This window comes from Tamaricihabitans halophyticus (assembly GCF_004340875.1).
GTDB classification, from domain to species: domain Bacteria; phylum Actinomycetota; class Actinomycetes; order Mycobacteriales; family Pseudonocardiaceae; genus Tamaricihabitans; species Tamaricihabitans halophyticus.
Genome location: NZ_SLXQ01000001.1, coordinates 1,458,047 through 1,481,439, shown reverse-complemented (window position 1 = coordinate 1,481,439; position 23,393 = coordinate 1,458,047). Strand labels below are relative to the sequence as shown.

General features: G+C 65.4%; 26 protein-coding genes and 1 tRNA gene. 15 read left to right on the top strand and 12 right to left on the bottom strand.

Going from position 1 to position 23,393, the window contains the following annotated elements; translation table 11 throughout:
• Positions 1 to 16 precede the first annotated feature (16 nt).
• Entirely contained in the window at positions 17 to 523 is a 507-nt protein-coding gene (locus EV191_RS07185; protein WP_132875962.1) for a Cif family virulence factor, read from the bottom strand.
• Complete coding sequence (locus EV191_RS07180; RefSeq protein WP_132875961.1) at positions 520 to 1,155, bottom strand: TetR/AcrR family transcriptional regulator; 636 nt, start codon at positions 1,153 to 1,155, stop codon at positions 520 to 522. The genes EV191_RS07185 and EV191_RS07180 overlap by 4 nt, the downstream gene beginning before the upstream one ends.
• Positions 1,156 to 1,312: 157 nt before the next feature.
• On the opposite strand from EV191_RS07180, the gene EV191_RS07175 reads away from it, so the two are divergent.
• The 4 genes from EV191_RS07175 to EV191_RS07160 all read left to right on the top strand — a co-directional run bounded on the left by EV191_RS07175 (position 1,313) and on the right by EV191_RS07160 (position 6,558).
• Positions 1,313 to 1,993 (top strand): GNAT family N-acetyltransferase, encoded by a 681-nt coding sequence (locus tag EV191_RS07175; RefSeq protein ID WP_341539594.1) that lies wholly within the window; start codon positions 1,313 to 1,315, stop codon positions 1,991 to 1,993.
• A gap of 70 nt (positions 1,994 to 2,063) precedes the next feature.
• On the top strand, positions 2,064 to 3,953 hold the full coding sequence (locus EV191_RS07170; protein WP_243658782.1) for a bifunctional copper resistance protein CopD/cytochrome c oxidase assembly protein: 1,890 nt from the start codon (positions 2,064 to 2,066) through the stop codon (positions 3,951 to 3,953).
• 9 nt (positions 3,954 to 3,962) lie between these two features.
• Positions 3,963 to 6,185, top strand: a complete 2,223-nt coding sequence (locus EV191_RS07165; RefSeq protein WP_132875960.1) for a heavy metal translocating P-type ATPase — start codon at positions 3,963 to 3,965, stop codon at positions 6,183 to 6,185.
• Between the two features lie 85 nt (positions 6,186 to 6,270).
• Positions 6,271 to 6,558 (top strand): putative quinol monooxygenase, encoded by a 288-nt coding sequence (locus EV191_RS07160; RefSeq protein WP_132875959.1) that lies wholly within the window; start codon positions 6,271 to 6,273, stop codon positions 6,556 to 6,558.
• A 28-nt stretch (positions 6,559 to 6,586) separates the two neighbouring features.
• Here the strand turns inward: EV191_RS07160 and EV191_RS07155 are convergent, their stop codons facing one another.
• Positions 6,587 to 6,988 (bottom strand): winged helix-turn-helix transcriptional regulator, encoded by a 402-nt coding sequence (locus EV191_RS07155; protein ID WP_132875958.1) that lies wholly within the window; start codon positions 6,986 to 6,988, stop codon positions 6,587 to 6,589.
• Positions 6,989 to 7,060: 72 nt separating this feature from the next.
• Between EV191_RS07155 and EV191_RS07150 the strand changes: the two genes are divergently transcribed.
• A complete protein-coding gene (locus EV191_RS07150) occupies positions 7,061 to 7,888 on the top strand; it encodes an SDR family NAD(P)-dependent oxidoreductase (RefSeq protein WP_132875957.1) in 828 nt (275 codons plus the stop codon).
• 1 nt (position 7,889) lies between these two features.
• Here EV191_RS07150 and EV191_RS07145 read toward each other — a convergent pair whose 3' ends face one another.
• Positions 7,890 to 10,496 (bottom strand): AfsR/SARP family transcriptional regulator, encoded by a 2,607-nt coding sequence (locus EV191_RS07145; RefSeq protein ID WP_132875956.1) that lies wholly within the window; start codon positions 10,494 to 10,496, stop codon positions 7,890 to 7,892.
• Between the two features lie 212 nt (positions 10,497 to 10,708).
• Here EV191_RS07145 and EV191_RS07140 point away from each other — a divergent pair, with 212 nt between their 5' ends.
• On the top strand, positions 10,709 to 11,155 hold the full coding sequence (locus EV191_RS07140; protein ID WP_132875955.1) for a hypothetical protein: 447 nt from the start codon (positions 10,709 to 10,711) through the stop codon (positions 11,153 to 11,155).
• 182 nt (positions 11,156 to 11,337) lie between these two features.
• Here the strand turns inward: EV191_RS07140 and EV191_RS07135 are convergent, their stop codons facing one another.
• Both EV191_RS07135 and EV191_RS07130 read right to left on the bottom strand, forming a co-directional pair.
• Positions 11,338 to 11,583: a hypothetical protein gene (locus tag EV191_RS07135; protein ID WP_132875954.1), complete on the bottom strand. Its 246-nt coding sequence runs from the start codon at positions 11,581 to 11,583 to the stop codon at positions 11,338 to 11,340.
• A gap of 63 nt (positions 11,584 to 11,646) precedes the next feature.
• Complete coding sequence (locus tag EV191_RS07130; protein ID WP_132875953.1) at positions 11,647 to 12,207, bottom strand: HD domain-containing protein; 561 nt, start codon at positions 12,205 to 12,207, stop codon at positions 11,647 to 11,649.
• Positions 12,208 to 12,450: 243 nt separating this feature from the next.
• Here EV191_RS07130 and EV191_RS07120 point away from each other — a divergent pair, with 243 nt between their 5' ends.
• Complete coding sequence (locus tag EV191_RS07120) at positions 12,451 to 13,239, top strand: gamma-glutamylcyclotransferase (RefSeq protein WP_132875952.1); 789 nt, start codon at positions 12,451 to 12,453, stop codon at positions 13,237 to 13,239.
• A 5-nt stretch (positions 13,240 to 13,244) separates the two neighbouring features.
• Here the strand turns inward: EV191_RS07120 and EV191_RS07115 are convergent, their stop codons facing one another.
• Positions 13,245 to 13,874, bottom strand: coding sequence for a helix-turn-helix domain-containing protein (locus tag EV191_RS07115; protein ID WP_165912853.1), 630 nt, complete (start codon positions 13,872 to 13,874; stop codon positions 13,245 to 13,247).
• Positions 13,875 to 13,966: 92 nt separating this feature from the next.
• Between EV191_RS07115 and EV191_RS07110 the strand changes: the two genes are divergently transcribed.
• The 7 genes from EV191_RS07110 (at position 13,967) to EV191_RS07080 (ending at position 21,035) form a co-directional block, all read left to right on the top strand.
• Complete coding sequence (locus tag EV191_RS07110) at positions 13,967 to 15,094, top strand: M28 family metallopeptidase (RefSeq protein ID WP_132875950.1); 1,128 nt, start codon at positions 13,967 to 13,969, stop codon at positions 15,092 to 15,094.
• The gene (locus EV191_RS07105) at positions 15,091 to 15,975 is read left to right on the top strand and encodes an ABC transporter permease (protein ID WP_132875949.1); all 885 of its coding nucleotides are present in this window, start codon (positions 15,091 to 15,093) and stop codon (positions 15,973 to 15,975) included. The genes EV191_RS07110 and EV191_RS07105 overlap by 4 nt, the downstream gene beginning before the upstream one ends.
• Positions 15,975 to 16,775, top strand: a complete 801-nt coding sequence (locus tag EV191_RS07100) for an ABC transporter permease (protein WP_132875948.1) — start codon at positions 15,975 to 15,977, stop codon at positions 16,773 to 16,775. Before EV191_RS07105 ends, EV191_RS07100 begins: the two co-directional genes overlap by 1 nt.
• A 21-nt stretch (positions 16,776 to 16,796) precedes the next feature.
• On the top strand, positions 16,797 to 17,885 hold the full coding sequence (locus EV191_RS07095; protein ID WP_132875947.1) for an ABC transporter substrate-binding protein: 1,089 nt from the start codon (positions 16,797 to 16,799) through the stop codon (positions 17,883 to 17,885).
• The gene (locus EV191_RS07090) at positions 17,882 to 19,003 is read left to right on the top strand and encodes an ABC transporter ATP-binding protein (RefSeq protein WP_132875946.1); all 1,122 of its coding nucleotides are present in this window, start codon (positions 17,882 to 17,884) and stop codon (positions 19,001 to 19,003) included. The genes EV191_RS07095 and EV191_RS07090 overlap by 4 nt, the downstream gene beginning before the upstream one ends.
• A gap of 611 nt (positions 19,004 to 19,614) precedes the next feature.
• Positions 19,615 to 20,172, top strand: a complete 558-nt coding sequence (locus EV191_RS07085; RefSeq protein WP_132875945.1) for a type IV toxin-antitoxin system AbiEi family antitoxin domain-containing protein — start codon at positions 19,615 to 19,617, stop codon at positions 20,170 to 20,172.
• Positions 20,169 to 21,035, top strand: a complete 867-nt coding sequence (locus EV191_RS07080; protein ID WP_132875944.1) for a nucleotidyl transferase AbiEii/AbiGii toxin family protein — start codon at positions 20,169 to 20,171, stop codon at positions 21,033 to 21,035. The genes EV191_RS07085 and EV191_RS07080 overlap by 4 nt, the downstream gene beginning before the upstream one ends.
• Positions 21,036 to 21,247: 212 nt before the next feature.
• Here EV191_RS07080 and EV191_RS07075 read toward each other — a convergent pair.
• The 5 genes from EV191_RS07075 to EV191_RS07060 all read right to left on the bottom strand — a co-directional run bounded on the left by EV191_RS07075 (position 21,248) and on the right by EV191_RS07060 (position 22,830).
• A tRNA-Ala gene (locus tag EV191_RS07075) sits at positions 21,248 to 21,323 on the bottom strand.
• A 43-nt stretch (positions 21,324 to 21,366) separates the two neighbouring features.
• On the bottom strand, positions 21,367 to 21,528 hold the full coding sequence (locus EV191_RS30030; protein ID WP_165912852.1) for a DLW-39 family protein: 162 nt from the start codon (positions 21,526 to 21,528) through the stop codon (positions 21,367 to 21,369).
• 240 nt (positions 21,529 to 21,768) lie between these two features.
• Entirely contained in the window at positions 21,769 to 21,993 is a 225-nt protein-coding gene (locus EV191_RS07070; RefSeq protein ID WP_132875943.1) for a hypothetical protein, read from the bottom strand.
• Between the two features lie 13 nt (positions 21,994 to 22,006).
• Positions 22,007 to 22,453: a hypothetical protein gene (locus tag EV191_RS07065; RefSeq protein ID WP_132875942.1), complete on the bottom strand. Its 447-nt coding sequence runs from the start codon at positions 22,451 to 22,453 to the stop codon at positions 22,007 to 22,009.
• 5 nt (positions 22,454 to 22,458) lie between these two features.
• A complete protein-coding gene (locus EV191_RS07060) occupies positions 22,459 to 22,830 on the bottom strand; it encodes a hypothetical protein (protein WP_132875941.1) in 372 nt (123 codons plus the stop codon).
• Between the two features lie 101 nt (positions 22,831 to 22,931).
• Between EV191_RS07060 and EV191_RS07055 the strand changes: the two genes are divergently transcribed.
• Positions 22,932 to 23,390 (top strand): DUF5946 family protein, encoded by a 459-nt coding sequence (locus EV191_RS07055; RefSeq protein WP_132875940.1) that lies wholly within the window; start codon positions 22,932 to 22,934, stop codon positions 23,388 to 23,390.
• Positions 23,391 to 23,393: the final 3 nt, after the last annotated feature.

Here is a 23,393-nt window from a genome sequence, read left to right as displayed (position 1 = left end):
CTTGCGGTTGGGTGACTCAGCGCTTCGGGAGCACCAGTGGCACGCCAAACCGGTCGCCGCCGCGCACCATGCCAAGCAGCGGTTTACTTGCCACGGACAGCAACTTGGCGACCGCGCCCCGGCCGTTGCGGCGCGCGATCTCCGGCCCCAGCCCGTCCAGCACGCCAACCAGCCCGGGTAGCGTCCGGACGAACAGGGTCGCCTCGGCGATCTTGCCCTGCTCGTCAAGGCGGACCAGCGTCACTTCCTCGACCGCGTTACGGCCGATCCGCGCGGTGTGTACCAATGTCCTGGTGCGTTCGTCTCCGATATCGGTATGGAAGCTGATCTTCCGCAGCTTCGCGTAGGCGACCTCGAGCAAGGCGCGGATCTCGGTGTGCCCAGTGAAGGTAACCCGATCGGTCAGCGGTGAGCGCAGCACTGCCTCCGCCGCGAAGGAGCTCATCGCCAAGTCGACATCACCGCTTTCGCCCGCCCGCCGGTACCGCTCAGTCGTCGCTTCGGCTGCAGCCAGTGTGCTCATCCCGGTTTCCCTTTACTGTCAGTCAACTCGCTGTCGGTCAGTTCCCGTAAGCCACGCCACAGCAGATCGGCGGTGATCGCCACGACGTGCACTCGCGGGATATCCCGGTTTCGCCACCACCAGGTGGCGATCGCGTTCAGCGCGCTCTTCGCGGCTTCGGCGAGCACCTCGTCCGCACGGTCGCGGTCCAGGTCGACGGAAAGCGCGAGGTGCGGCACCTGGCGGAACAGGCCAGCGAGCTGCCGCGTAGCTCGTTCCTGCCCGCGCCGGTGCGCCTCGGCTACGACCTGCTCGCTGGGTGCCTCGCCGAAGATCATTCGCCAGGCCGCCTCGTTGCGCTCGATCCAGGAGAAAATCGCGTCAACCGTGCCGCGAAACAGTTCGAACGTGTCCAGCTGCCGCGGCGGCGGTGCCCAATCCTCGATCAGTGCGTTGACCTGCCGATCCAGCAACACCGCGTACAGCTCAGCCTTGGTAGGAAAGTGGTCGTAGAGCACTGGAGCACTCACCCCGGCGCGCGCGGCAACGTCGCGCATGCCCGTTCCCGCATAGCCGGCACCGCCGAAGGCCTCGGCTGCCGCGTCCAGGATCAGCTCCCGCCGCGCCGTTCTACTGAGTCGCTTACCCACCATTGACGTCGAATATACCCGATAACCTAACCGCCGTTAGGTTATCGGGTATATGTCGCGCCCGCCCCGGTGTCTTAACCGCGTTCTTTAGGGTTAGCGGGGTGACGGATGGGGTACGCCGACTGGACAAGTTGGCGGTCAGCCGAGAGGATCGCTCGCCGTGGCCGTGCTGACGATGACCCCGAACCAGGTCTTCCTGGAAACGGATCGGCTGACCTTGCGCCGATTCACCGGGGCCGATGTCACGAATCTGGTCGAACTGGACAGCGATCCGGCGGTCATGCGCTATCTGACCGGCGGCACCCCAACGCCGCCGAGCATGATCCAGTACGTCACGCTGCCCAAGATCCTGCGCGACTACACCCGTGGCCCACTCGGTCGATGGGCCGCGCACGAACGGTCCACCGGTGAGTTCGTCGGTTGGTTCGCGCTCCAACCCTCAGGCGAGGACGAAGCAGACGGCCTCGAGCTCAGTTACCGGTTACGGGCGATCAGCTGGGGCCAGGGCTACGCCACCGAGGTCTCCGCGGCGTTGCTGCACAAAGCGTTTGCCGAGCTGGGCGTATGGCGGGTGTTCGCCTACACCTCGGAGCTCAACCTCGCCTCCCGCCGGGTACTGGAGAAAGTCGGCCTGCGTTACCTGCGCACCTTTCAACCCCGCCCGGACCGCTCCCCCGCCGGACATGGCGAGGTCGAGTACGAGCTGACCAGAGAACACTGGCTGGCCGGGTCAGCTTCCGAACTCGACCGAGGCGCTCGCCACCGAAGGGCACAGGGACGCCATCGCCGGCGGGCCGGGCGGCACCGCGCCCGCCGGGGTGCCCGCCGCCAAGCAGGCTAAGAATCACCCGCAACTGTGGTATCGCGCACGGCCGGGAACTTTGCCTTCGGTCGGCGCGACAGCTAACCACGTGCGATTCGACCGGACCCTGGCCATCTCCGCGGCCATCGGCCTGGCCTATGTGCTCGTCATCGTCTGGCTGGCCGGCGATGTGCACGGCATCCTCGGGGACTCCGATCCGGGCCGGCTGACCGGAATGTCCGTTGGCGCCGTGCGCTTCGGTGCCAACGCCTCCGCCGTCGTAGCCATGGGCGCGCTCGCCTTCGCGGCGTTCCTGGTGCCAACCGGGCGGTCGAGCAAACTGGTTGCCGATTCCTACGCGGCGGTGCGCCTCGCGCACGGCGCCGCGACGATCTGGACGGTATGCGCGGCGGCGATGATCCCGCTGGCGGCAGCGGATTCTTCGGGCAAATCACTCGGCGAGGCGCTGCCGATCCTGCCGGACCTGATCGACGCCACCGTGGAACCCAAAGCCTGGTTGTTCGTTTTCGCCATCGCGGCCGCTGTGGCGATCGGTAGCAGGTCCACACTGTCCTGGGGACCGGTCGTGCTCTGGTTCGCCGTCGCGGTGGTCGGCCTGCTCGCGCCGATGGTTGCGGGCAACGGCTCGGTGGGCGCTTGGCACGACGTCACCACCAACGCGCTGGTGTGGCACGTGCTTGCCGCCGGGCTCTGGGTGGGCTCGCTGGTCGCACTGTGGCTGTTCTGGCTCCGGCCCACCGCGCGGGACCGTGAACGGGTACTCGCCCGCTACCACCGGGTGACGCTCGGCTGCGTCATCGTGCTGATCCTCAGCGGCGCGATTGCCGGCATGCCGCTCGCCCGCCCGGAAGGGCTGACCACCGGCTACGGCCTGCTTCTGCTGTGCAAGCTCGCCATCTGCGCGCTGGTCCCGCTCGCACGGCTGCGCTGGGGAGCCCGGCATACCCTTGCGGTCGAACTGCTCGCCCTCGGTGTCGCGATGGGTGCCACCGTTGGGCTGACCTACCTGGTGCCCCCTGCGTTCGTGCTGGACCGGGCGTCCATCGCGGAAACGATCGTCGGTTACGAGCTGCCGTTCGGACCAGATATCGGTGCCCTGTTTGGACAGTGGCGATTCGACCTGATCCTTGGCCTGGCGGCGGTACTCGCGGCGTTCTGGTACCTGCGCGCGGTGACCCGGTTGCGGCGCCGAGGGGATCACTGGTCACGCTGGCGCACCGTCGCCTGGCTGCTCGGCTGCCTTGTCGTGCTGCTGGCCACCTCGTCCGGTATCGGCTTCTTCTCCCCTGGCAGCTTCAGCATGCACATGGTCGTGCACATGTTGCTTGGCATGCTGGCACCGGTACTGCTGGTGCAGGGCGGGCCGGTCACGCTGGCGCTGCGCACGCTGCCGCCGGAGCCGCGCGGCTGGCTGGTGTCGCTGATGCACTCCAGGGCGGCGCGGATCGCCACGAATCCGGTGCTGGTGACCGTGGTCTACGTCGGCTCGTACTACCTGCTGTACCTTTCCGACCTGTTTGAGACGGCGATGCTCGAGCACTGGTCGCACCAGCTGATGAACGTCCACTTCCTGGTCTCCGGCTACCTGTTCTTCTGGCTGGTGTCCGGGGTGGACCGGCCACCACGCCCGATGGTGCATCTGGCGAAGCTGGGGATGTTGTTCGCGGTAATGCCCTTCCACGCGTTCTTCGGCGTGATCGTGATGAACTCGAACTCGGTGATCGCGGAGACGTACTACGGCTACCTCTCGCTGGACTGGGTGCCGGATCTCCTTGCCGATCAGCGACTTGCCGGGGGCATCGCCTGGGCTGCCGGCGAAGCACCGATGTTGATCGTGCTGATCGCACTACTAGCCCAATGGGCCTCCGCGGACAAACGCGAAGCGAGCAGAGCCGAGCGCCAGGCGGACCGGGACGAGGACGAACGGCTCGCGGCCTATAACGCGATGCTCGCTGAACTGGCGGATCGACAGCGCTGAGAAGGAACGATGACCACAGTGGACTCCGGGGTAGCTGCCCCGGTCGAACTCGAGGTATCCGGGATGACCTGCGCCGCCTGCGCGGCCAGGGTCGAGCGCAAACTCAACCGGCTGGACGGCGTGCACGCCACGGTCAACTACGCCACCGAACGGGCCAGCGTGCAGCTGCCGGCAACGCTCACGGCAGAAGACGCCGTGGCGACGGTGCGGGCAGCCGGCTACGACGCGCGGGTACACCAAGCCGCGGCCGACGATGCGACCGAGCATGCGGCCACGGCGCGGGATCTGCGCCGTAGGCTGGTGGTTGCCGCACTGCTCGCCTTCCCGCTCGGCAACCTGTCGATCACCTTGGCGCTGGTGCCCAATCTGCGGTTTCCCGGCTGGGAGCTGCTCTGCGTGCTGCTCGCCACGCCGATCGTGGCCTACTCGGCGCTGCCGTTTCACCGGGCCGCGCTGCGCAACCTACGGCACGGCGCGTCCAGTATGGACACGCTGGTGTCCATCGGCGTGCTCGCCTCGTTTGGCTGGGCGGTATGGGCGGTATTCGCCGGGTCAGCTGAACCTGGCTACTGGCTGGGGATCGGCGCGACGCCGGCTGGCGCGGACGCGATCTATCTGGATGTGGCAGCCGGAGTGACCACGTTCCTGCTTGCCGGCCGCTACTTTGAGTACCGGTCCCGGCGCAGTGCGGCGGGTTTGCTTTCCGCGCTCGCTGGGTTGAGCACAAAGGACGTCACGCTCCTCGGCGATGCGGGCGAGCACACCGTGCCGAGCGCCGAGGTACGGGTCGGCGATCTGGTCGTAGTCCGGCCGGGCGGTCGGATTCCGGTGGACGGCGAGGTGGTGACCGGTGAGTCCACAATCGACGTCAGCGCGGTAACGGGCGAAGGCGTCCCGGTTGATGTAGGGCCTGGGGACCAGGTGATCGGTGCTTCGGTGAACTGCCTTGGCCGGATCGTGGTGCGGGCTACCCGTGTCGGCGCGCATACCCAGCTTGCGCAGATGAGCGCCATGGCGGAGCGCGCGACGCAGCGCAAAGCCAATGTGCAGCGGATCGCCGACCGGATCTGCGCGGTGTTCGTACCGGCGATCCTGGTGCTCGCGACGCTCACCCTGGCCGGTTGGTTGGTTACCGGGCACGAGCTGCGGGATGGCTTCACGGCGGCGATCGCGGTGCTGATCATCGCCTGCCCGTGCGCGCTCGGTCTGGCGACTCCGACCGCGCTGATGGTCGGCGTAGGCCGGGGCGCCCAGCAGGGCATTCTGATCAAGGGGCCGGAGGCGCTGGAGGCCGCCCGCACGGTGGACACCGTAGTGCTGGACAAGACGGGCACCTTGACCACTGGCCGGATGGAGTTGGTGGACAGCACCGGTTTCGACGCGGTTGCCTCGGCAGATGTGCTCCGCTGGGCTGGCGCGGTGGAGACCGCATCGGAACATCCGATCGCGGCGGCGATCGCCAAGGCGGCCGGGGCGGAATTGCCAAGCGTGCACCAGTTCCGGGCGCTGGTCGGTGCGGGCGCAACCGGGGTGGTCGAGGAGCGGACCGTGCTGGTCGGCAACCCCGAACTGATGGCGAACGAGGGCGTGGCCGTGCCGGAGCGCGCGCTGGACTGGCTAGCGGAAACCGCACGGACCGGCGCGACCGGCGTGCTGGTAGCCAGGGACGGCGTGGTGATCGGCGGGCTCGCGGTGCGCGATACCTTGCGGCAGGCCGCGGTCGAGGCGGTTGCCCGGTTGCACCGGCTTGGCCTGCGCACCGTGCTGCTTTCCGGGGACAACATGGTGACCGCGCATGCGGTCGCCGAGCAGCTGGGCATCGACGAGGTACTTGCCGAAGTACAGCCCGTGGACAAGGCGCAGACGGTGGAACGGTTGCGCGCGGAAGGTCGTCGCGTGGCCATGGTCGGCGACGGCATCAACGATGCGCCAGCGCTGGCCGGCGCGGACCTGAGCATGGCAATGGCGTTGGGCAGCGATATCGCGGTTCAGGCTGCCGATGTGGTGATCGTGCGCGAGGAACTACACGCGGTTCCGGACGCGATCATGCTGGCCAACCGCACATGGCGGACGATTCGCGGGAATCTGGCGTGGGCGTTCGGTTATAACGTGGCGGCGATTCCGCTTGCGGTGTTCGGGTTGTTGAACCCGTTGATCGCGGGCGCGGCCATGTCCCTGTCCTCGATGCTGGTCGTCGCGAACAGCCTGCGGTTGCGCAAGTCACCAAACTGACGGTGCCGGACACCGATGAGTTCAGCCTTCCTCGGGCGTCCCCATGGGGACAGTCCGAACAATTTCCTGGCACCGAGGAGTTTCCATGGTGATCGTCGCTGGCTATCTCATCGTCGACCCAGAGCTGCGCGAGGCTTACCTCGCGGACTGCGCGGGCATCGTCAGCAGGGCGCGGCGCGCGGCGGGGTGTCTTGACTTCGCCATCTCCGCGGATCTGGTGGACCCTGGTCGCGTGCTCGTCCTGGAACGCTGGGAATCGCAAGCCGCGGTTGAGGCGTTCCGTGGCGAAGAGCCGGGCAGCAAGCTGCAAGCCACGATCCGTACCGCCGAGGTCGCGGAATATGAGGTCGCGGACGTTCGGATGCTGACTTGATGCGGTGATGCCTGGACCGCGCTGAGCCCTAGCCGGCTCGGCCACGCGCGGCCGACATCTCGTCGGCGTGTGCCACCGCCCAGTCGGCAAGCGCGGACAGCGGCGTGAGCAGTGACTCGCCGAGTGGCGTCAGGCCATATTCGACGCTCGGCGGGATGGTGGGATACACCTCGCGCGCAACCAGGCCGTCGCGTTCCAGGCTACGTAGCGTCCTGGTCAACATTCGCTGACTTAGTCCTTCGATGGACCGGTGCAGTTCGTTGAACCGATGTTTGCGCTTGCCGAGCAACACGATGACCAGCACCGTCCACTTGTCGCCGATCCGGCGCAACACCTCGGAGACCGGGCACGCGTCGTGTTCGCTCGCCGGAACTGGGCGCGGCAAGTCGGCCGCGACCACGGAAGGCACATCCGTGTGCGTACCTGACATAAAACTGCCTCCTTCCGCTCTTTCTGGAACTAGCGGACGCTGGAACCCGTGTCAGAGTTTACGGGAGGTTCGATGCCGGAGAGTCCAACCAGGACCGTGGTGATCAGCGGGGCGACCGACGGTATGGGGCGGGCAACCGCGCTGGAACGACTGCGGCGCGGCGACACGGTCATCGCGATCGGCAGTAACGGAGCCAAAGGCCGTTCGCTTGTCGCCGAGGCCGGCGCCGGTGACCGGTTGCGATTCATCCAAGCTGATCTGAGTTCGCTCGCCGAGATCGACCGAACGATCGGCGAGATCAAGCAGCACAGCGGTGGCGTGGACGCACTGGTGTTGTTCGCCAACCGGCAGAGCCCGAAGCGGCGGGAAACCCCTGATGGCCTGGAACACACCTTCGCGCTCTACTACCTGAGCCGTTACCTGCTGACGCGCGAACTGACTCCGTTGCTGGACGCGAGCAGCAACCCGGTCATCATCAGTGTCGCCGGTGTCGGTAACAAAGCAGGTGAGATCCATTGGGACGACCTGCAACTCACCCGTCGCTACAGCACTATCAGGGCGCAGCTACAAGCAGGGCGGGCGAACGATCTCCTCGGTGTGGCCGTTGCCAAACACTGCAAGGCCAGATTCGTGATGTATCACCCCGGCTTCACCCGCAGCGGCGATACGGGCATGTTCAATCCAGTGATCCGCTTGGCACTGACCGTCCTCGGCAAGGTCGCTGCACGCAGCGTCGCCAGCGCGGTCGAACCGATCCACGGTTTCATCGACAACCCGCCCGAACAGCCGCTCACCGCGATCGACCGGGGAAAGCACGTCGATCCATCCCTGCGCACCCTGGACCCCGCGGCGGCTGATCGCCTCGCCACGGTCACCGAAGAACTACTCAAAGGACTTTGAACTAAGCGGGTGCCGAGGACCCGATCTGCCGCAGGATCTGACCTTCCACGCTATGGATGCCGCTTTTCCTGGCCAGCGCGAGCGTCCGGTAAGAGTACTGGAGCGCTTCGTCGACACGGCCCGACTCGCGGCATACCTCAGCCAGATGCAGCAGCGCGTAGGCCTGCCGGAGGCGGTTTCCGCTCTCCTCGGCGACGGCATGTGCGCGGCGGAAACACCGGAAAGCTTGCCGGTACTGCCCCAGTCGCTGGTGCGCGAAGCCAAGGTTGATCAGCGGGCTGATCCGCTGTGGTTGCGACCCGACCGCCCGATAAAGCACGAAAGACTGGCGCCGATGCTCCCGTGCGTCTCCGGCTCCCCCGGTCGCGCGCTGGGCACAGGCGAGGTAGTAGAGCGCTGGCCCCTGCCACGTGTGGTCACCGAATTGGCTGTGCAGGGCAAGGGATCGGGCCAGGCCCTCGGCAGCTTCCGCGTATCGGCCCATGCGGTAATGGAGCAACCCGAGGGCACTCAGTGCGACGCTCTCGGTGACACGATCCTCCCGTTCACGCGCGATGGCGAGGGCCGAGGTATGCAGGCGTTGTGCGTCGTCGGTGTAGAGGCCCATATCGAGGTATCGCCACAGGATCACGGCAAGATCCGTCAGGTAGGCCGTCTGTCCACAAGCGGCGGTCCGCTCCGCGACCAACACCAGGTTCGTTCGCTCCCTATCGAGCCAACCGAGCGCGGACTCGTACGAGCCCAGCACCGGCCCCGCCATAGCCGGAGGGTGTTCCGGGGCGAATTCGATCTCGTGCGGGGTAAGGATGTTCATCGCCGTTGCGGCGGTGTGCCGGTAGTAGTCGCTCAGCCGCCCGAGCGCCGCATGCTGCCCGGCACGGTCGCCGTCGGTCGTGGCGAGTTCCGCCGCGTAGGCGCGAAGCAGATCGTGTGGCTGGTAACGACCAGGAGACGTCTCCTCCACCAGATGCGCCCGCACGAGTGTGTCGAGCGCACGCTGGGTCACGACAGGATCCTTGCCAACCAGGGCGGTCAGCGCGTACTCGTCGATGTCGTGGCCGGGATACACACCGAACAGCTGGAACAATCGGGCAGCCTCGCTCGGCAGCTGGCGATAGGACCAGGAAAACACCGCGCGCACCGAGGTGTAGCTGTCCCCGTCGATATCCAGCAGATCAAGGCGTTCCCGCTCGCAGGCTGGCTCCGTGACCCGGATGCCGGGGCGCGACCGCAACTGTTCCGCGGCGATCCGCAACGCCAACGGCAACCTGGCGCACTGCTGGATTACGCGCGCCGTTGGTTGCGCTCCCCCGGCAAGTTCCTCGCCAAGCAGCTGGCGCAGTAACCGCTCGGCCTCATTTGGTGTGAGTCGGTCGAGAATGAGTCGATGCGCACCTTCCCGTGCCGCCAAACCCGCCAACGCGTCCCTGCTGGTGATCAACACAAAGCAGGACGACACCCCAGGCAGCAACGGACGCACTTGCTCGACACTGCGGGCGTTATCTAGCACAATCAGCATTCGCCGTCCGTCCAGTATGGAACGCAGCCGGGCGGAGCGCTCGGCCTGGCCACAGGGGATCGCGGTGCCCGCGACGCCGAGGGCGCGCAGAAATCCCTCCAGCGCTTCCGCCGGCGACACAGGTTGTTCGGGGCCATAGCCGTGCAGGTCGACGTAGAGCTGGCCGTCCGGGAACTGCTCCTTGACCTGGTGTGCCCAGTGCACGGCCAATGCGGTTTTGCCTACGCCGGCTGTTCCGGCAAGCACCACCAGGCCATCCTCGGTTGGTCGGTCGGTCAGCGCGGCCAGTTCGGGTGCTCGCCCAACGAAACCCGTGATCGCGCGCGGAAGTTGGGCTGGTCGCGACTGCGGCGGCCACTGCTCCGCCGCGTGCACTGGCTCGTCGGTCAGGATCTGCTGCTGGATCGCGCGCAGGGCGGCACCTGGCTCGACACCGATCTCGGCGACGAGCGTGCGCCGAGCCTCCTGGTAGGCAGCCAGGGCGTCGACGCGTCGGCCGGCTCGATACAGCGCGTTCATCAACAGCTCGGATAGCCGCTCGCGCAGCGGAAACTGGCGAGCCAGTTCGGCCAGTTCGGCAACGACCGCGGTATGCCGGCCGCGGTCCAGTTCCGCGGTGTAGAGCTCCTCGAGCGCGTGCAATCTGCGGTCGGCGAGGCGTTCGGCTTCGCCGGCGAGGATCGGGATGTCCAGGTCGTCGTAGGGCCTGCCGCGCCATAAGTCGAGTGCGCCACGAAGGAGCTCCACGCGTTGCTGAGGGTTCGCGGTGGCGCGGTCCATCAGCTGCTCGAAGATCTCGGCATCGAGCTCGCCGGGTAGCACCCGCAGGCGGTAACCGCCTGGCCCGAAGGTGAGCCGCGTCGAGTCGTCGAGCACTTTGCGCAGCCGGTGCGCGTGCAGCTTTACCTTCTGTCTCGCGCGCGGGTCGAGCTGTGCACCCCACAGGGCGTCGACGAGTACATCCACCGAAACGGGCTGGTTCGGGTGTGCGAGCAGTATCGCGAGCATGCGCCGACGGAGTGATCCGGGCAGCGGTACGACCTCATCCGCACGGCGTAGCCGTACTGGCCCCAGGACATCGAACCGCACGTATCACCATCCCCGGACAAAACGGACCTCGGTTCGCAGTCTGGCCAGGTGATCAGCCGTACGCAAGCGAGGAGGCTCACACCTGAAACCGCGAAGAAACCGGGATGAAAAGGACTTATCGCTAAGGTGTCGCTCGCTCGCAGGTCGGCGCTCCGAGCTGGCCGTACGGGCGGTTCTGTCGATCAGGAAACGAATTTTGGGGAGGATTTCGGATGCGCAAATCGATGCTCCGTGGCGCGGTCGCGGCGAGTGCACTTATCGTCACTGGCTTGTTCGCGCCAATGGCCCAGGCGGCCGAGCCCGCATCGAGTCAAGCAGCGAAGACCGCATCGTCAGCTGGGGATGTAGTGGCGCAGTCTTGTCTCAGCAACGAGGAGGTTTACTGGACGGACGGCGGCTCGAACAACTACGCGCCAAGCTCGGGTTGGTACACGGCCACCGAGCGGTGCAACGACATCAATATCCGGGGTGGCAACGAAACCAACCGCGCCGTGCGCGTGTGTTTCAATCCGCGTTCGGGCTCGTCGTACTGCCAGTCGAGCTACTCGTCCGCGCGGGTTGCCGAGTGGTCGGTAATCGCGAATGACGTGTTGCCGGGAACCCGGTACCGGCTCGACTTCCTCACCAGCGAGCCGGCGCAAGGCTGGGTCGCTGCCTGATCTCACTGCGCGGGGGTCCATGGTTCGAGGTCGCTGGCAGGGGCGGCGGCCTCGAACCACACCGCTATCGAACCGCAATCTGACGAGAAGCAACGCGTCTGTCGTGGTCGCCAGCGTCCCGGGATCGCAATCTTTATGGATCTTGCGGTCGAGGACGCGGGCCGACTCCCGCACCAGCGAGCTCAAACGTTCGCGAGCTCACCGCGTTCGATCAACTCGGCGAACGACCGGAAATAGCGAGCATGCGTTTGCAGCAGCTGGCTACGCGACTGCGCGCCAAGGACGACCACCTCAATGTCCGCCGGCGCATCGGCGAACTTCTGCTCCGCCTCGAAACGAGCCTGCATAGCGGACGACCTGTCCTGGTAAACGTCGTCAACCAGCAGCGAGCCCGCGCGGCGATCGTAGGCAAGCAGGAAGTACTTCATAGGTTCAGACTAGCCATCACCAGCGGCGACCCACCACGCGGAGCCGCCTGGTCTGCCACTGCATTAGCGGTCGCGCCAGGTCAATGGGGAGAGCGTGACCGCTGCGTCGGCCACCCGCCGAGCTGTCTCGGTGACCAGAGCTTTACGCGCGTTTTCGATCCAGCCTTCTACCCGATGTACCCCGATCTCGCGGTACTCGACCGCTTGCAGCAACATCTCTAACTTGTCGGCGTCCTTGGCACAGCGCGCTTCGGCAGTCTCGACATCTTCGTACTCGGCAACGGCCGCGCGCACGGATTCACCGGCCGCGCCCGGCAAGTTCGCAGTCTGGTCGCGAGTGATCAGACGTGGGTCTGGTTTGGCCAGGTAGTGCTTAGCGGTATGTGGCAAGTCGCCCGTGCGCGTTTCCTGACTGTCATGCCAAAGCGCAAGGTACGCCGCGCGTTCCGGGCTGCAACTCTCCTCTGCCGCCAGTAGCGCGGCAAGCTGTGCGACACGCATGCTGTGTTCCGCTACCGATTCAGGGTCACGTACTCCCACCAGCCACCAACCGGAACGGCGAATACGCTTGAGGACACCGAGCTCGTAGCCAAACGCGGCAATTCCCGCAGCGTGGTCAGTCACTGATCTTCCTAACGATTACTGCGTAGGAAAGCCCAGCTACCTCTTCTCCTACCTGGGAGCCCATCGTATCGTATGACGGCACGTTCTCTAGTGCCTTGCTGAGCTGGGCTCGAACGAGAGGGTAGTCAGTCAGCAAGGACGGGCGAGAACACCATCAAGATCTACGCCCGCTACGGCATCGACCTCAACACGATCTCCGAACTGAGGTTCTGACCGGTACAGCTATTCGTGGAAAGACAAGGCATGCAGGCACATCGCGCCGGGCTTTCGTCGCCGTTTCTCAGTCGCGACTTTCCCGCCGACCCGTATCCGGGCGCACGTCCAGGTGTTGGCTACGTCGAAATCGACGGAGCTTGCTGGGCGCTGACACCAGAACGAGCCACCGGGAACCGATGGGCCGTGCACACCGGCCGACGCATGCCCGTGGACCTTGATTCATGGCTGGCCGCACAGGGCGCCGCAACGACTCGGGACCGACTTCCCGTGCTGGCCTATGGAAGCAACGCCTGCCCCAGCAAGATCACCTGGATACGCGACAATCTTGAGCTCACCGGCCCGGTCATCGTACTGATGGGCGAGATCACCGGCGCCTCAGCCGTATGGAGTGCGGGAAAGCGCGAACGCGATGGCCAACGCCCAGCGGTGCTCGCCGCCGCGCGGCCCGGAACCACGGAACGACACGCCATCTGGCTGGCCACCCCAGCACAGCGAGCCGTACTGGACAAAGTAGAGGGACGCGGCCAGCGATACCGGTTGGCGTGGGTACACGCACCAGTAAGCCTCGACAACGGCGAAACCCTGGAATGGGTGCTGGCCTACGTAGCCCGCCCAGACCTGCTCGGCCAAGCGCGCAACCAACACCTGAGCCGGTCACCACTGCTGATCGATGGCGAGATGGTCCGCGTCCGCGACGTCAGTCAGGAACACATCCGACAAGCGACCGGAACCATAGCCGCTTCGGACAGCCTCACCATCATCGAAGTCAGCGACGAGCCCTCATGGCTCGACATCGAAGCCGAAGACCCACGCTAGAGCGCTCACTCCTCGGTAAAGGCAAGGATTGCCGAATCGTCAGTGACCGCGGTTCGCGGCTCCGCCGAGTGGCGCAGCGCGAGTACCGCGTGTACCGGCCGGCCGTTTTCGGCCGCGTAGACGTGCGGCCCGTCTGCACTGAACGAGACGAAATCGCCGGCATCCAAAACCGCGGCGTCGTCGGTCGGGCCAACGCGCAGCCGCCCGTCGACCACCAGGATGTTCTCGATGCCAGCGTGGCCCTGGGAAAGGTGTGGATCCCCTGGCGTGACCGTCATCTCGTAGAACTCGACGACGTCCAACCCGCCGGCGGTGAACCGATGGACGAACCGTAGATCGAGATTGGACCGGCTGACGTGCGCGCCCTGGCTGGCTCGGACCACCGTCACCGGCGGGCGGGAGGCACCGTCCAGCAATTCGGTGAGCGGCACCCCGAGTGTCGCGGACAGCGCGATGAGCGTTTCGAGCCGGGGATTTCCGGTGCCGCTTTCCAAGCCCGACAGTGTCGCCGAACCTACCTTGGACTGCCTGGCCAGTTCGGCGCTGGACAGTCCGCGGAGTCGGCGCAGTCGCCGGATATTCGTTGCGAGGGTTACCCGCGCGGAGTCCGAGCGATCGTCCAAAGAGTCCACCACCACTTCAATCCCCAAAGTTCTGACCCTTGACATGCTATCAACAACATGAGCAGTATACCGAAGGATCGCTCGATATACCGAATAGGAGCCTCATGGAGACCGTTGCCAGAGTCATGCGCGAGTTGTCCGAAACGATCGGACCACGCTTCTCGGCCAGCGATGGCGAGCACCGGGCGGCACAGTTGCTCCGCGATGAGTTCGCCAAGAGCGGCGTCGAGGTCGAGCTCCAGCGGTTGGGTTTCGTTGGGTGGTCGGCGACCAGCACGCCGACGGTGGAGATCCTCAAGCCCACGGCGGAATCCATTGCGGCGGCTCCGGTCGTCTACTCGGCGCCGGCTACGGACCTCGAAGGCGTAGTCGCTCGGCACGGAACCAAGACGTTGATCGAGGGGCTCTACGAGATGCCCACGCTCGCCGTTCTCGGTGCCGACGCTCAGCCGCAGGCGTTCCTGGTGATCAACGAGTCCGGTGCGATCCCGTTGATCAATCCGCGCCCGCTGTATCGAGTACCGCAGTTCGTGATCGGTAAGGACGATGCCGATCGGCTGCTCGAGTCGATCGACGCCGGCGTCGAGGTTCGCGCCCGGTTGAACTTCACCAGCGAGATCGACCCGGACGCATACTCCTACAACGTCATCGCGCGATACCGGGGACGTCCGGACAGTGCCGAACACATCGTCGTCTGCGCACACTACGACACCCAGATCGGAAGCCCGGGCGCTTACGACAACGCTTCGGGTACCGCCGGGATGTTCGGCGTGCTCGAGCACGTGCAGCGCGAGCAGCTGCCAGTGAACGTCACCTTCATCGGCATCGCCGGCGAAGAAGTCGGCATGTTCGGCTCGCACTACTTCGTCAACGATCTCGCCGAGCGCGGTCTGCTCGACGAGGTGTCGCACTGTATTTGCCTGGACCAGATCTCTGGTGGGGACTTCTTCTGGCTCTGGTGCACTGATCCAACACTGCGTGAGTTGGGTCTGCGGGCTATCCAGTCGGCGGGTGTCGAGGAGCTGGCGCCGGTCCACGTCGATGACAACAAGCCGGGCGCGGATCACTGGGCGTTTCACGAACGCGGCATCCCCGCCTGCCTGTTGATGTGGTGGCGTCAGGCGGAGTATCACCGGTCGAACGACACCTTCGACAAGGCCGATTTCGGTCGCGTCGAGGTAGCGGTGAAGTCCGCGACCGGGCTGATTGACCTGCTAGCGAAGGAATCATGACGGTGCGCGCGAGTGCGGACGTAACCGCGCGAGGTGGCCGCCTCCGCACTCGCGCGTCTGCGTCCAGAGCTGGCTGGTTGCAGGTCACCCCCGCGTTGGCCGCTTCACTGGTGCTGTTCGTGGGGCCGCTGGTGTTGCTCTTCGCAGGAAGCCTGCGTGGAGATGCTGGCGGGTACCGGCGGGTGTTCGGCGATTCCTACTACCTCGACACGACCATCACGACACTGCGCGTCGCTGGTACCGCGACCGTGATCACCGTCGCGATCGGTTACCTGACGGCGTACTGCATCGTGCGCGTGCTGCGTTCGAGCTGGGCACGCCGGCTGGTGTTGCTGTTGCTCGTCGCGCCGATGTTCATCTCGGCGGTCGTCCGGTCGTTTGGTTGGCTGGCTCTGCTCGGCCGGGAGGGCATGGTCAATGACCTCGCCCGAGCGCTCGGTCTGACTGACGACGGATTCTCCCTGCTGTACAACGAAACCAGCGTAGTTATCGGGCTGGTCTACATTCTGGTTCCTTATGCCGCGCTGACCATTCTGCCGGTGTTCGACGCCGCCAGTGGACAGTTGGAGCGCGCGGCGGCCGACCTGGGCGCCGCACCGCTACGCCGTTTTGCCCGGGTCACTCTTCCGCTGACCCTGCCCGGGGTTTATGCCGGCGGGTTGATGGTTTTCGCGCTCGCGTTCACCAGCTACGTGACTCCGGCGGTGTTGTCCGGCGGCCGGGTGACCGTGCTGTCGATGCTGATCTATGACCAGGTGCTGGTCACCTTCGACTGGGCGACCGCGGCGGCGCTTGCCCTTGTGATGCTGCTACTGAGCACCATCGCCATCGCCGCGTACCTGCGACTGCAACGTTCGACGAGACTGCAAGGGGTCGCGTAATGGATATCAGTCGTGGTGCACGCGTGGTGGGGCTGATCGCCGTGACCATGGTCTCGGTGTTTCTGGTGTTCCCCCTCGTGGTCCTGATCGGTACTTCGGTCTCGACCACCGAGTATCTGATGTTTCCGCCGCAGGGCGTGACATTCCGCTGGTTCGCCGAGGTGTTGTCCAGCCCGGAATGGCGGGACGGCATCGTGATCAGTGCGCAGATCGCCGCGGTGGCCACGGTGATCTCGGCGGCAATCGTGGTGCCAGCCGCGCTCGGCTTGGTTCGCGGCCGGCTCCGGCTGCGTGGCATCGTCGAGTCGGCGCTGACGCTGCCCATGCTGGTACCGCAGATCGTCCTCGGCGTTGGTCTGCTGCAGTGGTTGTTGGCGCTCGGTGTCGGTCGCACGCTCGTCGGTTTCGTCCTCGCGCATGTGGTGCTGGCCTTCCCGTTCGTCCTGCGCAGCGTTCTCGCCGTACTTGTTGGCATGCCACAAACCTTCGAGCGCGCTGCCAGCGATCTCGGCGCGACGCCGTGGCGACGGTTCTGGCACGTCACATTGCCACTGCTGCGGCCGGGCCTCGGCGCTGGTTGCATGTTCGGCTTCGGCATCAGCTATATCAACGTCGAGGTCAGCATGTTCCTGGCGACGCCCGAGCTGACCCCGTTGCCGGTGCGGCTGCTCAACTACGTCGCCTACACCGTCGACACGACCGTCTCGGCGGTCTCGGCGCTGACCATCGTTATCGCCTTCGCCGCGTTGATCGTGCTGGACCGGGTTACCGGCCTCGAACGCGTCGGCGCGACCAGATGATGCGCACGGAAGGGATCGTCCATGCCCGCTAAACATCGGAGATCGACGTTCTTGCTTGTCGCGCTGACGATGATCGTGAGCCTGTTCGCGGCCAGTTGTGGGCTCGCGGAAAGGGCCGAACAGGCTGCCCGCAGCGGTGAAGATGGCGGCGGCAATGTGTTGACGGTATCGGTGTTCGGCGGCGACTGGGGTAACGCGATCCAGCAGCATGTGATCGATCGGTTCGAGCAACAGACCGGTGTCACGGTACGAGTACAGATCAACACCTCGACTCTTGCCTTGGGCCAACTTCGGCAGGACCCCGGCATCTACGACGTCGTGTTACTCGATTCGGGCGTCTCCGAGCTCGCGCGGGCCGAAGATCTGGTCGCCACCCTGCCGGAGAAGCAACTGACGAACCTCGGCCGGCTCACCAACCGTGCCGCGTTGCGCGATCAAGGCGGCCTATGGGCGGTGACCATGGGATTCTGGTCCCTCGGTATCGCCTACAACACCGAAAAGGTCGCGCAGCCACCGAGTTCCTGGGCCGATCTGTGGGATCCGAAGTTCGCTGGACGAGTCGCTGTGCCGACACCGGCCACTACCGGCGGTCTTCCGTTGCTGCTGGCCAGTGCCGAGATGTTCGGCCGTGGACCGTCGGATGTGGATGCTGGCTTTACCCGCCTGGAGCAGTTGAAGGTCGCGGCATACGCGGACTCGTCGGGCACCGCATCCAATCTGTTGCAGTCCGGCGAGGCGGTCGTCGCGGCGCATTACAACTCGGGCACCTGGCCACTGGCTGACCAGGGGCTGCCGATCGGCTGGGTCGCACCGAAGGAAGGTGCGCTCGCGGCCGACAGCCGGTGGCATCTGGCCGCGGGTTCGCCCAAACGCGACCTGGCCGCGCAGTTCATCGACTTCGCCTCCGGTGTGGCAGCGCAGCAAGGATTGGTCGACGACCTGTATCTCGCGCCGGCGGACGAAAGTGTCCAGCCGACAGGGAAGGCGGCCGAACGAATGCCATGGGGCGCGAGCGGATCACTGAAGGACTTGCGCTTCCCCGACTGGAACGTCATCAACGCTCATCGCCAGGAGTTTACGGACCGATGGAACAAGCAGGTCGCAAAATGACAGTCGCGGATCGCAAGCAAGACGGCATCGACACCGACGCGGGTGTCGCCGCGGTGGAACTGCGCGGTATCAGGAAGAAGTACGGGAAGTCATTCGCCGTCGATGGCGTAGACCTGCGCGTCGCGGATGGCGAGTTCCTTACCCTGCTTGGGCCGAGCGGTTGCGGTAAGACCACGCTGCTGTCCTTGATAGCCGGTTTTCTCCAACCGGACGAAGGCGATCTGCTCGTTGGTGGGGAGTCGATGACGAACGTCGCACCGCACCGCAGGCCGGTGAACACGGTTTTCCAGGACTACGCGCTCTTTCCGCATATGAGCGTATGCGACAACGTAGCGTTCGGGTTACGCATGGAAGGGGTTCCCCGGCGAAAGGCGCGGCAGCAGGCCGTGGAAGCGCTCGAAGGGGTCGCACTGGATACCCATGCCGAGCGCCGTCCGGCCGAGCTGTCCGGCGGACAACGGCAGCGGGTCGCGCTGGCCAGGGCGCTGGTGAAGAAACCCCAAGTGTTGTTGCTGGACGAACCTTTCGCCGCACTGGATCTGCAACTGCGGCGGCGGATGCAGCTCGAGCTACGCGCGCTGCACCGGCAAAGCGGTACCACCTTCGTGTTCGTCACCCACGACCAGGACGAGGCGGCCGTGCTTTCCGATCGGGTCGTGGTGTTGCGCGACGGGCAGATCGAACAGCTCGGCACTCCAGCGGCGATCTACGATCACCCAGCCAGCCGGTTCGTCGCCGAGTTCATTGGCGAATCGAACGTGTTCGATGCGGCTCGTCAAACGGATGGCTCGATCTACGTGGATGCGTTGGACAGGACCGTGCCGAATGGTCACCCGCAGGGCGATTCGGCGGCCGCTGAACAATTCTCCTACGCGGTGCGCCCGGAGCGAATTCTACTGCGGAGCTCCGTTTCGTCTACTGTGGACGACGATGCGATCGCCGTACCAATGACCGTCCGGGAGGCCATCCGGGTTGGCGAAACCACCCGGGTACTGCTGGAACTGCCGTCTGGTCGTTCGCTGACCTCAGCCAGTTCAGCCACGAGTACCGACTGGCGACCCGGTGACGAGGTAGTCGCGACATGGCGGCCGGACGACGGGAACCTGCTGACCCGCTGACCCGGCGACAGTGCTGTACCCGCCTTTGCACGAAAGAGAGACGCTAGCGATCAGTCAAGCGATGCCAGAGATCACTCCCGACTACGACCACGATCCCGACCGCTTTCGGCGCACCAGGACGCTGGTGCATCGGCACGGCTGCGGTGACATCCACCCGCTGGTCGCCAAGCGGTTCGTGGCCGCAGAACGCTGTCTCTGCAGCCGTCGAATACCCGGTGCCGCTGACTGTGACCAAGCGCGGTGCGCTACTGCTCGCTCACCGATGAAATGGCACACAACTGGCACGCTGGATGAGTGGGACAGTTGACGAGAAGCGCCCAGATTGCGAGGTTAGCTCGCTGACCTGGGCGTTCTTGTGTTCAGAGGCGAGTGACCTCCAGCGGACTTATCGGAACTCGCAACGTCGCTTGGAACGCCTTGGTTCCGCGTAGCTCGAGACCTGCTGTCTCCGGCCGTGGAGGTGGACACCAACGTCGTCCTGAACCCCTAACGGACAAGGAAGTAGAAGCTAACCATCCCGAGCATACTCAGCGGGAACACATCAGACGGCACGATTCGCCATCAGCTATACTTACGTGTATACGATTTGTGTCAGATGGAAGGCAACGGCGATGTCGACGTTGAGACCAGGCACGGCCGAGCGGGCCGGCCTGTCGCGCAGCGCCTTGTACCGCGCGGCGCGCGAGGGGCGGCTAGAACGGATCGCGCGGGGGATCTACCTGCCCGCGGATGCTCCCGCGGCGGACTGGGACTGGATCGAGGCTGCGACCCGTCGTCCGGATGCGACGATCTGCTTGGCGTCGGCGCTCGCTTACCACGAGTTGACCGATACGATCCCCGCCGCGCTGGATGTCGCGATCCCGCGAGGGTCACGCGCGCCGGCGAGCACTGGCGCTATCGCCTGGCATCAGTTCGACAGGACCACGTTCGACATCGGCCGGGAGGAGATCCCGATTCCGGGCACGGATCAGTCGATCGGGATCTACTCACCTGAGCGGTCGATCGCGGATACGTTTCGACTCCGGAGCGAGGTGGGGTACGAGTTGTCGCGCGAGGCGTTGAAGGAGTGGCTGCGGCGCGGCGGCAAGCCTGCTCAACTGATGGAGATCGCCTCTCGGCTCCCGCGGGCGAAGTCTCCTGTCCTCCAGGCACTGGAGGTGCTGGCGTGAGCGTGGGCGACGAGGTGTTCCGTCGCATTCAGTCCGCGGCGCGCTCCGCGGCGACGGAGGCTGGGACAGGTGCGCCGACGCAAGAGTATCTGATCCGGCACACGCTGGAGTCCTTCCTTGATCGTCTCACCCGCACCGCCTATGCCGAGGACTTCGTACTGAAGGGCGGGATCCTGCTGGCAGCCTACGGTGTGCGGCGGCCAACGAGGGACGCCGATGCGAACGCTGTCGGGGCGGACGTCACCGCCGACCACCTCATCGCAGTCGTTCACGACATCGCCGCCATCCAGACCCCCGACGGAGTGGTGTTCGAACTCGACTCAATCAGCGTGCAGGAGATCCGCGTGCACGCCGACTACCCCGGATTCCGCGTTCGGGTAGGCGTCTCGATCGGACCGTGGAAGGGCACAGCTACGTGGGATGTCTCCACCGGAGATCCGATCGTGCCCGCTCCCCGTCAGGTGCGCATCGACCGCGTTCTGGGCGAACCGATCGTGCTGCTCGGCTACCCGCCCGAGACGACGATCGCTGAGAAAGGCGTCACCATCCTGGAGCGAGGCATCACCAGCACCCGGTGGCGCGACTATGTCGACATCGTCCAACTCGCCAGACAAGGGATCGACTCCGACGAACTGCTCCGCTCCGCACGAGCCGTGGCGCGCTACCGCGGCGTCACCCTCGAACCCATCGCACCACGCGTCGTCGGCTACGGACAGATCGGTCAAGCCAAGTGGACGGCATGGCGGCGCAAGGAGCGGCTAGAGCCGGTCTGCGACGCAGACCTCGACCAGCAGATGGCGCTGGTGGCCTACTACCTAGACCCCGTGTTCAGCCGCGGTGACAATCTGCCGCCTCCTATATAGCGCGTCAGCACCCGAAGCGTTGGGGTATGACTGCCACAACCACATAGAGTCCACTCTCCCCTTCACGCGGTGTCGTATGTCCTTGCCGTCACAATCCGGCCGACCGCGAGAAGAGCACGAGAATAACCGGACCAGGTGCCCAAACAGACTGCTCTACGTACGATTTACGTACGCTCAGCCGGTGGGAAGCAGCACGCAGACAGCATTTTCGCTGGTGGAGCCAAGGGGAATCGAACCCCTAACCCCTGCCTTGCAAAGGCAGTGCTCTGCCAATTGAGCTATGGCCCCGAACGTCGGACGACGATCGTCGCCCGACGTGAATACTACGTGCTCAGGCCTTGCCTGGGCCCGCGGCACCGTTCGCCGAGGAACCGCCCTGGCCCGGCGTGGTTGCCTGGCGCCACAGGTCATCGTCCTGCTGCGCCGCCTTGCTCTTCTTCACTGCGAACAGCACCGCGCCGGCGACCGCTCCGAGTACGAGAAGCTTCTTCACTGGCTTGCCTCCTTGGCCAAGACCCCTGGTTGTGCACTGTGCTGCCACGCCGACTAGGACCAAGCTTCAGCCTTGCCCCGAGGCCAGCCCAACTTGATCAGGCGTGGTCCGCAGGCATCGGTCAACCCCGTGCTATCCCTCGCAGGGTACCGAACGCGGGCCTGCCCTTCCGACGCGGGTGGCCCGCAGTTCGACCATCGCTCAACACATTGCGTAACCGTTTCGACGTCAGTTCCGATGTCAGTCCCGCCGGTCATCCTTGTCGTCCTCATCGTCCGAGGACGGAGGTTTCGGTGACGTCTCTTCCAGCTGATCGAAAGTCCGCTCGACCTGGTCGAGCGTGCGACCGAACTCGTTGGCCGCCTGCTCCAGCTCGCGCAGCGCTTCCCTGACCTTCTCGGCGGAGGTCTCGTACTCCTCGGTGGATGCCTTCATGGTCAGCACGATCTCGGCATCCGGGTCCACCTCATCGGCGATCTCAGTGAACTTCTCCGCCGCGTTCTCGGCTACCTCGTCGAGCTGATCGCGGGTGTTGTCGAGTTGCGCGACCAGGTTGCTCGGTGCGCGCGAGCTCCACCTTCAACTCCTCCAGCCGGGCCTTGGCTTCCTTGATCGACTCGGCGGACGCCTCGCCATCGCCGTCGTCCTCCAGATCCTTGATCGCCGACTTGGCATCCTCAATCGCCTCGGTCAGATCCGGAATATTGTCGGACAACTTGTTCTGATACTGGTCGATTTCCACGGGATCGACGTCGATCATCTCGATATGCTCGATCGGCCCGTATCGCGGTTGTTCCCCTTGGTCGTCCCGATCGCCGCCATCCGGACCTGGGGCCGAGGACCTGTAGCCGAGTTCGCTCGCCGCTTCGTCGAAGCGTGTGCATTCCTTCGCTGCCTTGGCCAGCGCCGGGTGCTTGATATTCATCCCGATCACCGCCCGCCCGGTGCGAGCGCGCTGCTGATCGGACTCGACTTCCCGCTGTCGGGGTGCTCCGCCTTGATCCCCTCGGTGGCGTCGGCCTCGACCCGATCGTAGTCATCGGCCATGGTGACCAGCCGGCCCGCAAAATCGTCCAACTGGCCCAACGTCGCGGCCAGCGCGCTCGCCCGGCGCTGCGCGGCCTCGGTTACCCGGCCGGCGATCCGTTGCGCAGCCGCCGACCGCCCGAAGGCCTGGGTCGGTACCTGCTCGCGCAGGAACCGGTCGCGCGCCTGGTTGATCCGTTCTCCCCCACGGACGAACCGCGCCGACGCGCTGCGAATGGTTTCGGTGTTCGCCGCGAATCGCGGATTTGGTGACATTGTTCCCCCAAAGTCACTGAGCTGTTTTCGGTTTTGCTGACCAGCATCACAGGGCGGGCTTACATCTGGCTTTCATCGGCTCGCGCCGTACCATCCCTGTCATGACGAGCTGTTCGGACTGCGGTGCGGCGGCCAACTGCGCGGAGCTGTTCGACAGGCTGCTCGCGCTCGACCATGCGCGCGAGGAGCCGTGGGGGCCGCTGCACAGCATCGTGGTGGCCTGCTACTTCCTGCAGCACCCGGCAGCTGAGGCGGATGCGTCGACGCAATGGGGGTTTCTGCAGGTATATCTGCGAGACGGACTGGCCGCCGTGCATGCGAGGCAAGCCACCGCGCGCCGCCGGAACAGCCACCGGCACAGTGGACGGTCCCCGCACGATGGGCTGTTCGCGGATGTTCCCCAGCTGCCGGCGAACGGGCCGGCACGGCCGTTCACCATGACGATCGCGGATGTCTCAGCAGGCGGCGACTTTCCCGCCGAGGGGCACACCGAACGGGTTCGGGCCTGGGCGGCGGCAACGGTAGCCGCATGGTCGAACGACAACGCCCGAACGCCGTAGTCG

Coding starts and splice junctions, on each gene's coding strand:
- EV191_RS07090 (WP_132875946.1), top strand. CDS start 17,882: ATGACAGTCGCGGATCGCAAGCAAGACGGCATCGACACCGACGCGGGT.
- EV191_RS07110 (WP_132875950.1), top strand. CDS start 13,967: ATGGAGACCGTTGCCAGAGTCATGCGCGAGTTGTCCGAAACGATCGGA.
- EV191_RS07060 (WP_132875941.1), bottom strand. CDS start 22,830: ATGTCACCAAATCCGCGATTCGCGGCGAACACCGAAACCATTCGCAGC.
- EV191_RS07135 (WP_132875954.1), bottom strand. CDS start 11,583: ATGAAGTACTTCCTGCTTGCCTACGATCGCCGCGCGGGCTCGCTGCTG.
- EV191_RS07140 (WP_132875955.1), top strand. CDS start 10,709: ATGCGCAAATCGATGCTCCGTGGCGCGGTCGCGGCGAGTGCACTTATC.
- EV191_RS07105 (WP_132875949.1), top strand. CDS start 15,091: ATGACGGTGCGCGCGAGTGCGGACGTAACCGCGCGAGGTGGCCGCCTC.
- EV191_RS07065 (WP_132875942.1), bottom strand. CDS start 22,453: ATGAATATCAAGCACCCGGCGCTGGCCAAGGCAGCGAAGGAATGCACA.
- EV191_RS07095 (WP_132875947.1), top strand. CDS start 16,797: ATGCCCGCTAAACATCGGAGATCGACGTTCTTGCTTGTCGCGCTGACG.
- EV191_RS07055 (WP_132875940.1), top strand. CDS start 22,932: ATGACGAGCTGTTCGGACTGCGGTGCGGCGGCCAACTGCGCGGAGCTG.
- EV191_RS07150 (WP_132875957.1), top strand. CDS start 7,061: ATGCCGGAGAGTCCAACCAGGACCGTGGTGATCAGCGGGGCGACCGAC.
- EV191_RS07085 (WP_132875945.1), top strand. CDS start 19,615: ATGTCGACGTTGAGACCAGGCACGGCCGAGCGGGCCGGCCTGTCGCGC.
- EV191_RS07120 (WP_132875952.1), top strand. CDS start 12,451: ATGCAGGCACATCGCGCCGGGCTTTCGTCGCCGTTTCTCAGTCGCGAC.
- EV191_RS07185 (WP_132875962.1), bottom strand. CDS start 523: ATGAGCACACTGGCTGCAGCCGAAGCGACGACTGAGCGGTACCGGCGG.
- EV191_RS07165 (WP_132875960.1), top strand. CDS start 3,963: ATGACCACAGTGGACTCCGGGGTAGCTGCCCCGGTCGAACTCGAGGTA.
- EV191_RS07155 (WP_132875958.1), bottom strand. CDS start 6,988: ATGTCAGGTACGCACACGGATGTGCCTTCCGTGGTCGCGGCCGACTTG.
- EV191_RS07100 (WP_132875948.1), top strand. CDS start 15,975: ATGGATATCAGTCGTGGTGCACGCGTGGTGGGGCTGATCGCCGTGACC.
- EV191_RS07180 (WP_132875961.1), bottom strand. CDS start 1,155: ATGGTGGGTAAGCGACTCAGTAGAACGGCGCGGCGGGAGCTGATCCTG.
- EV191_RS07160 (WP_132875959.1), top strand. CDS start 6,271: ATGGTGATCGTCGCTGGCTATCTCATCGTCGACCCAGAGCTGCGCGAG.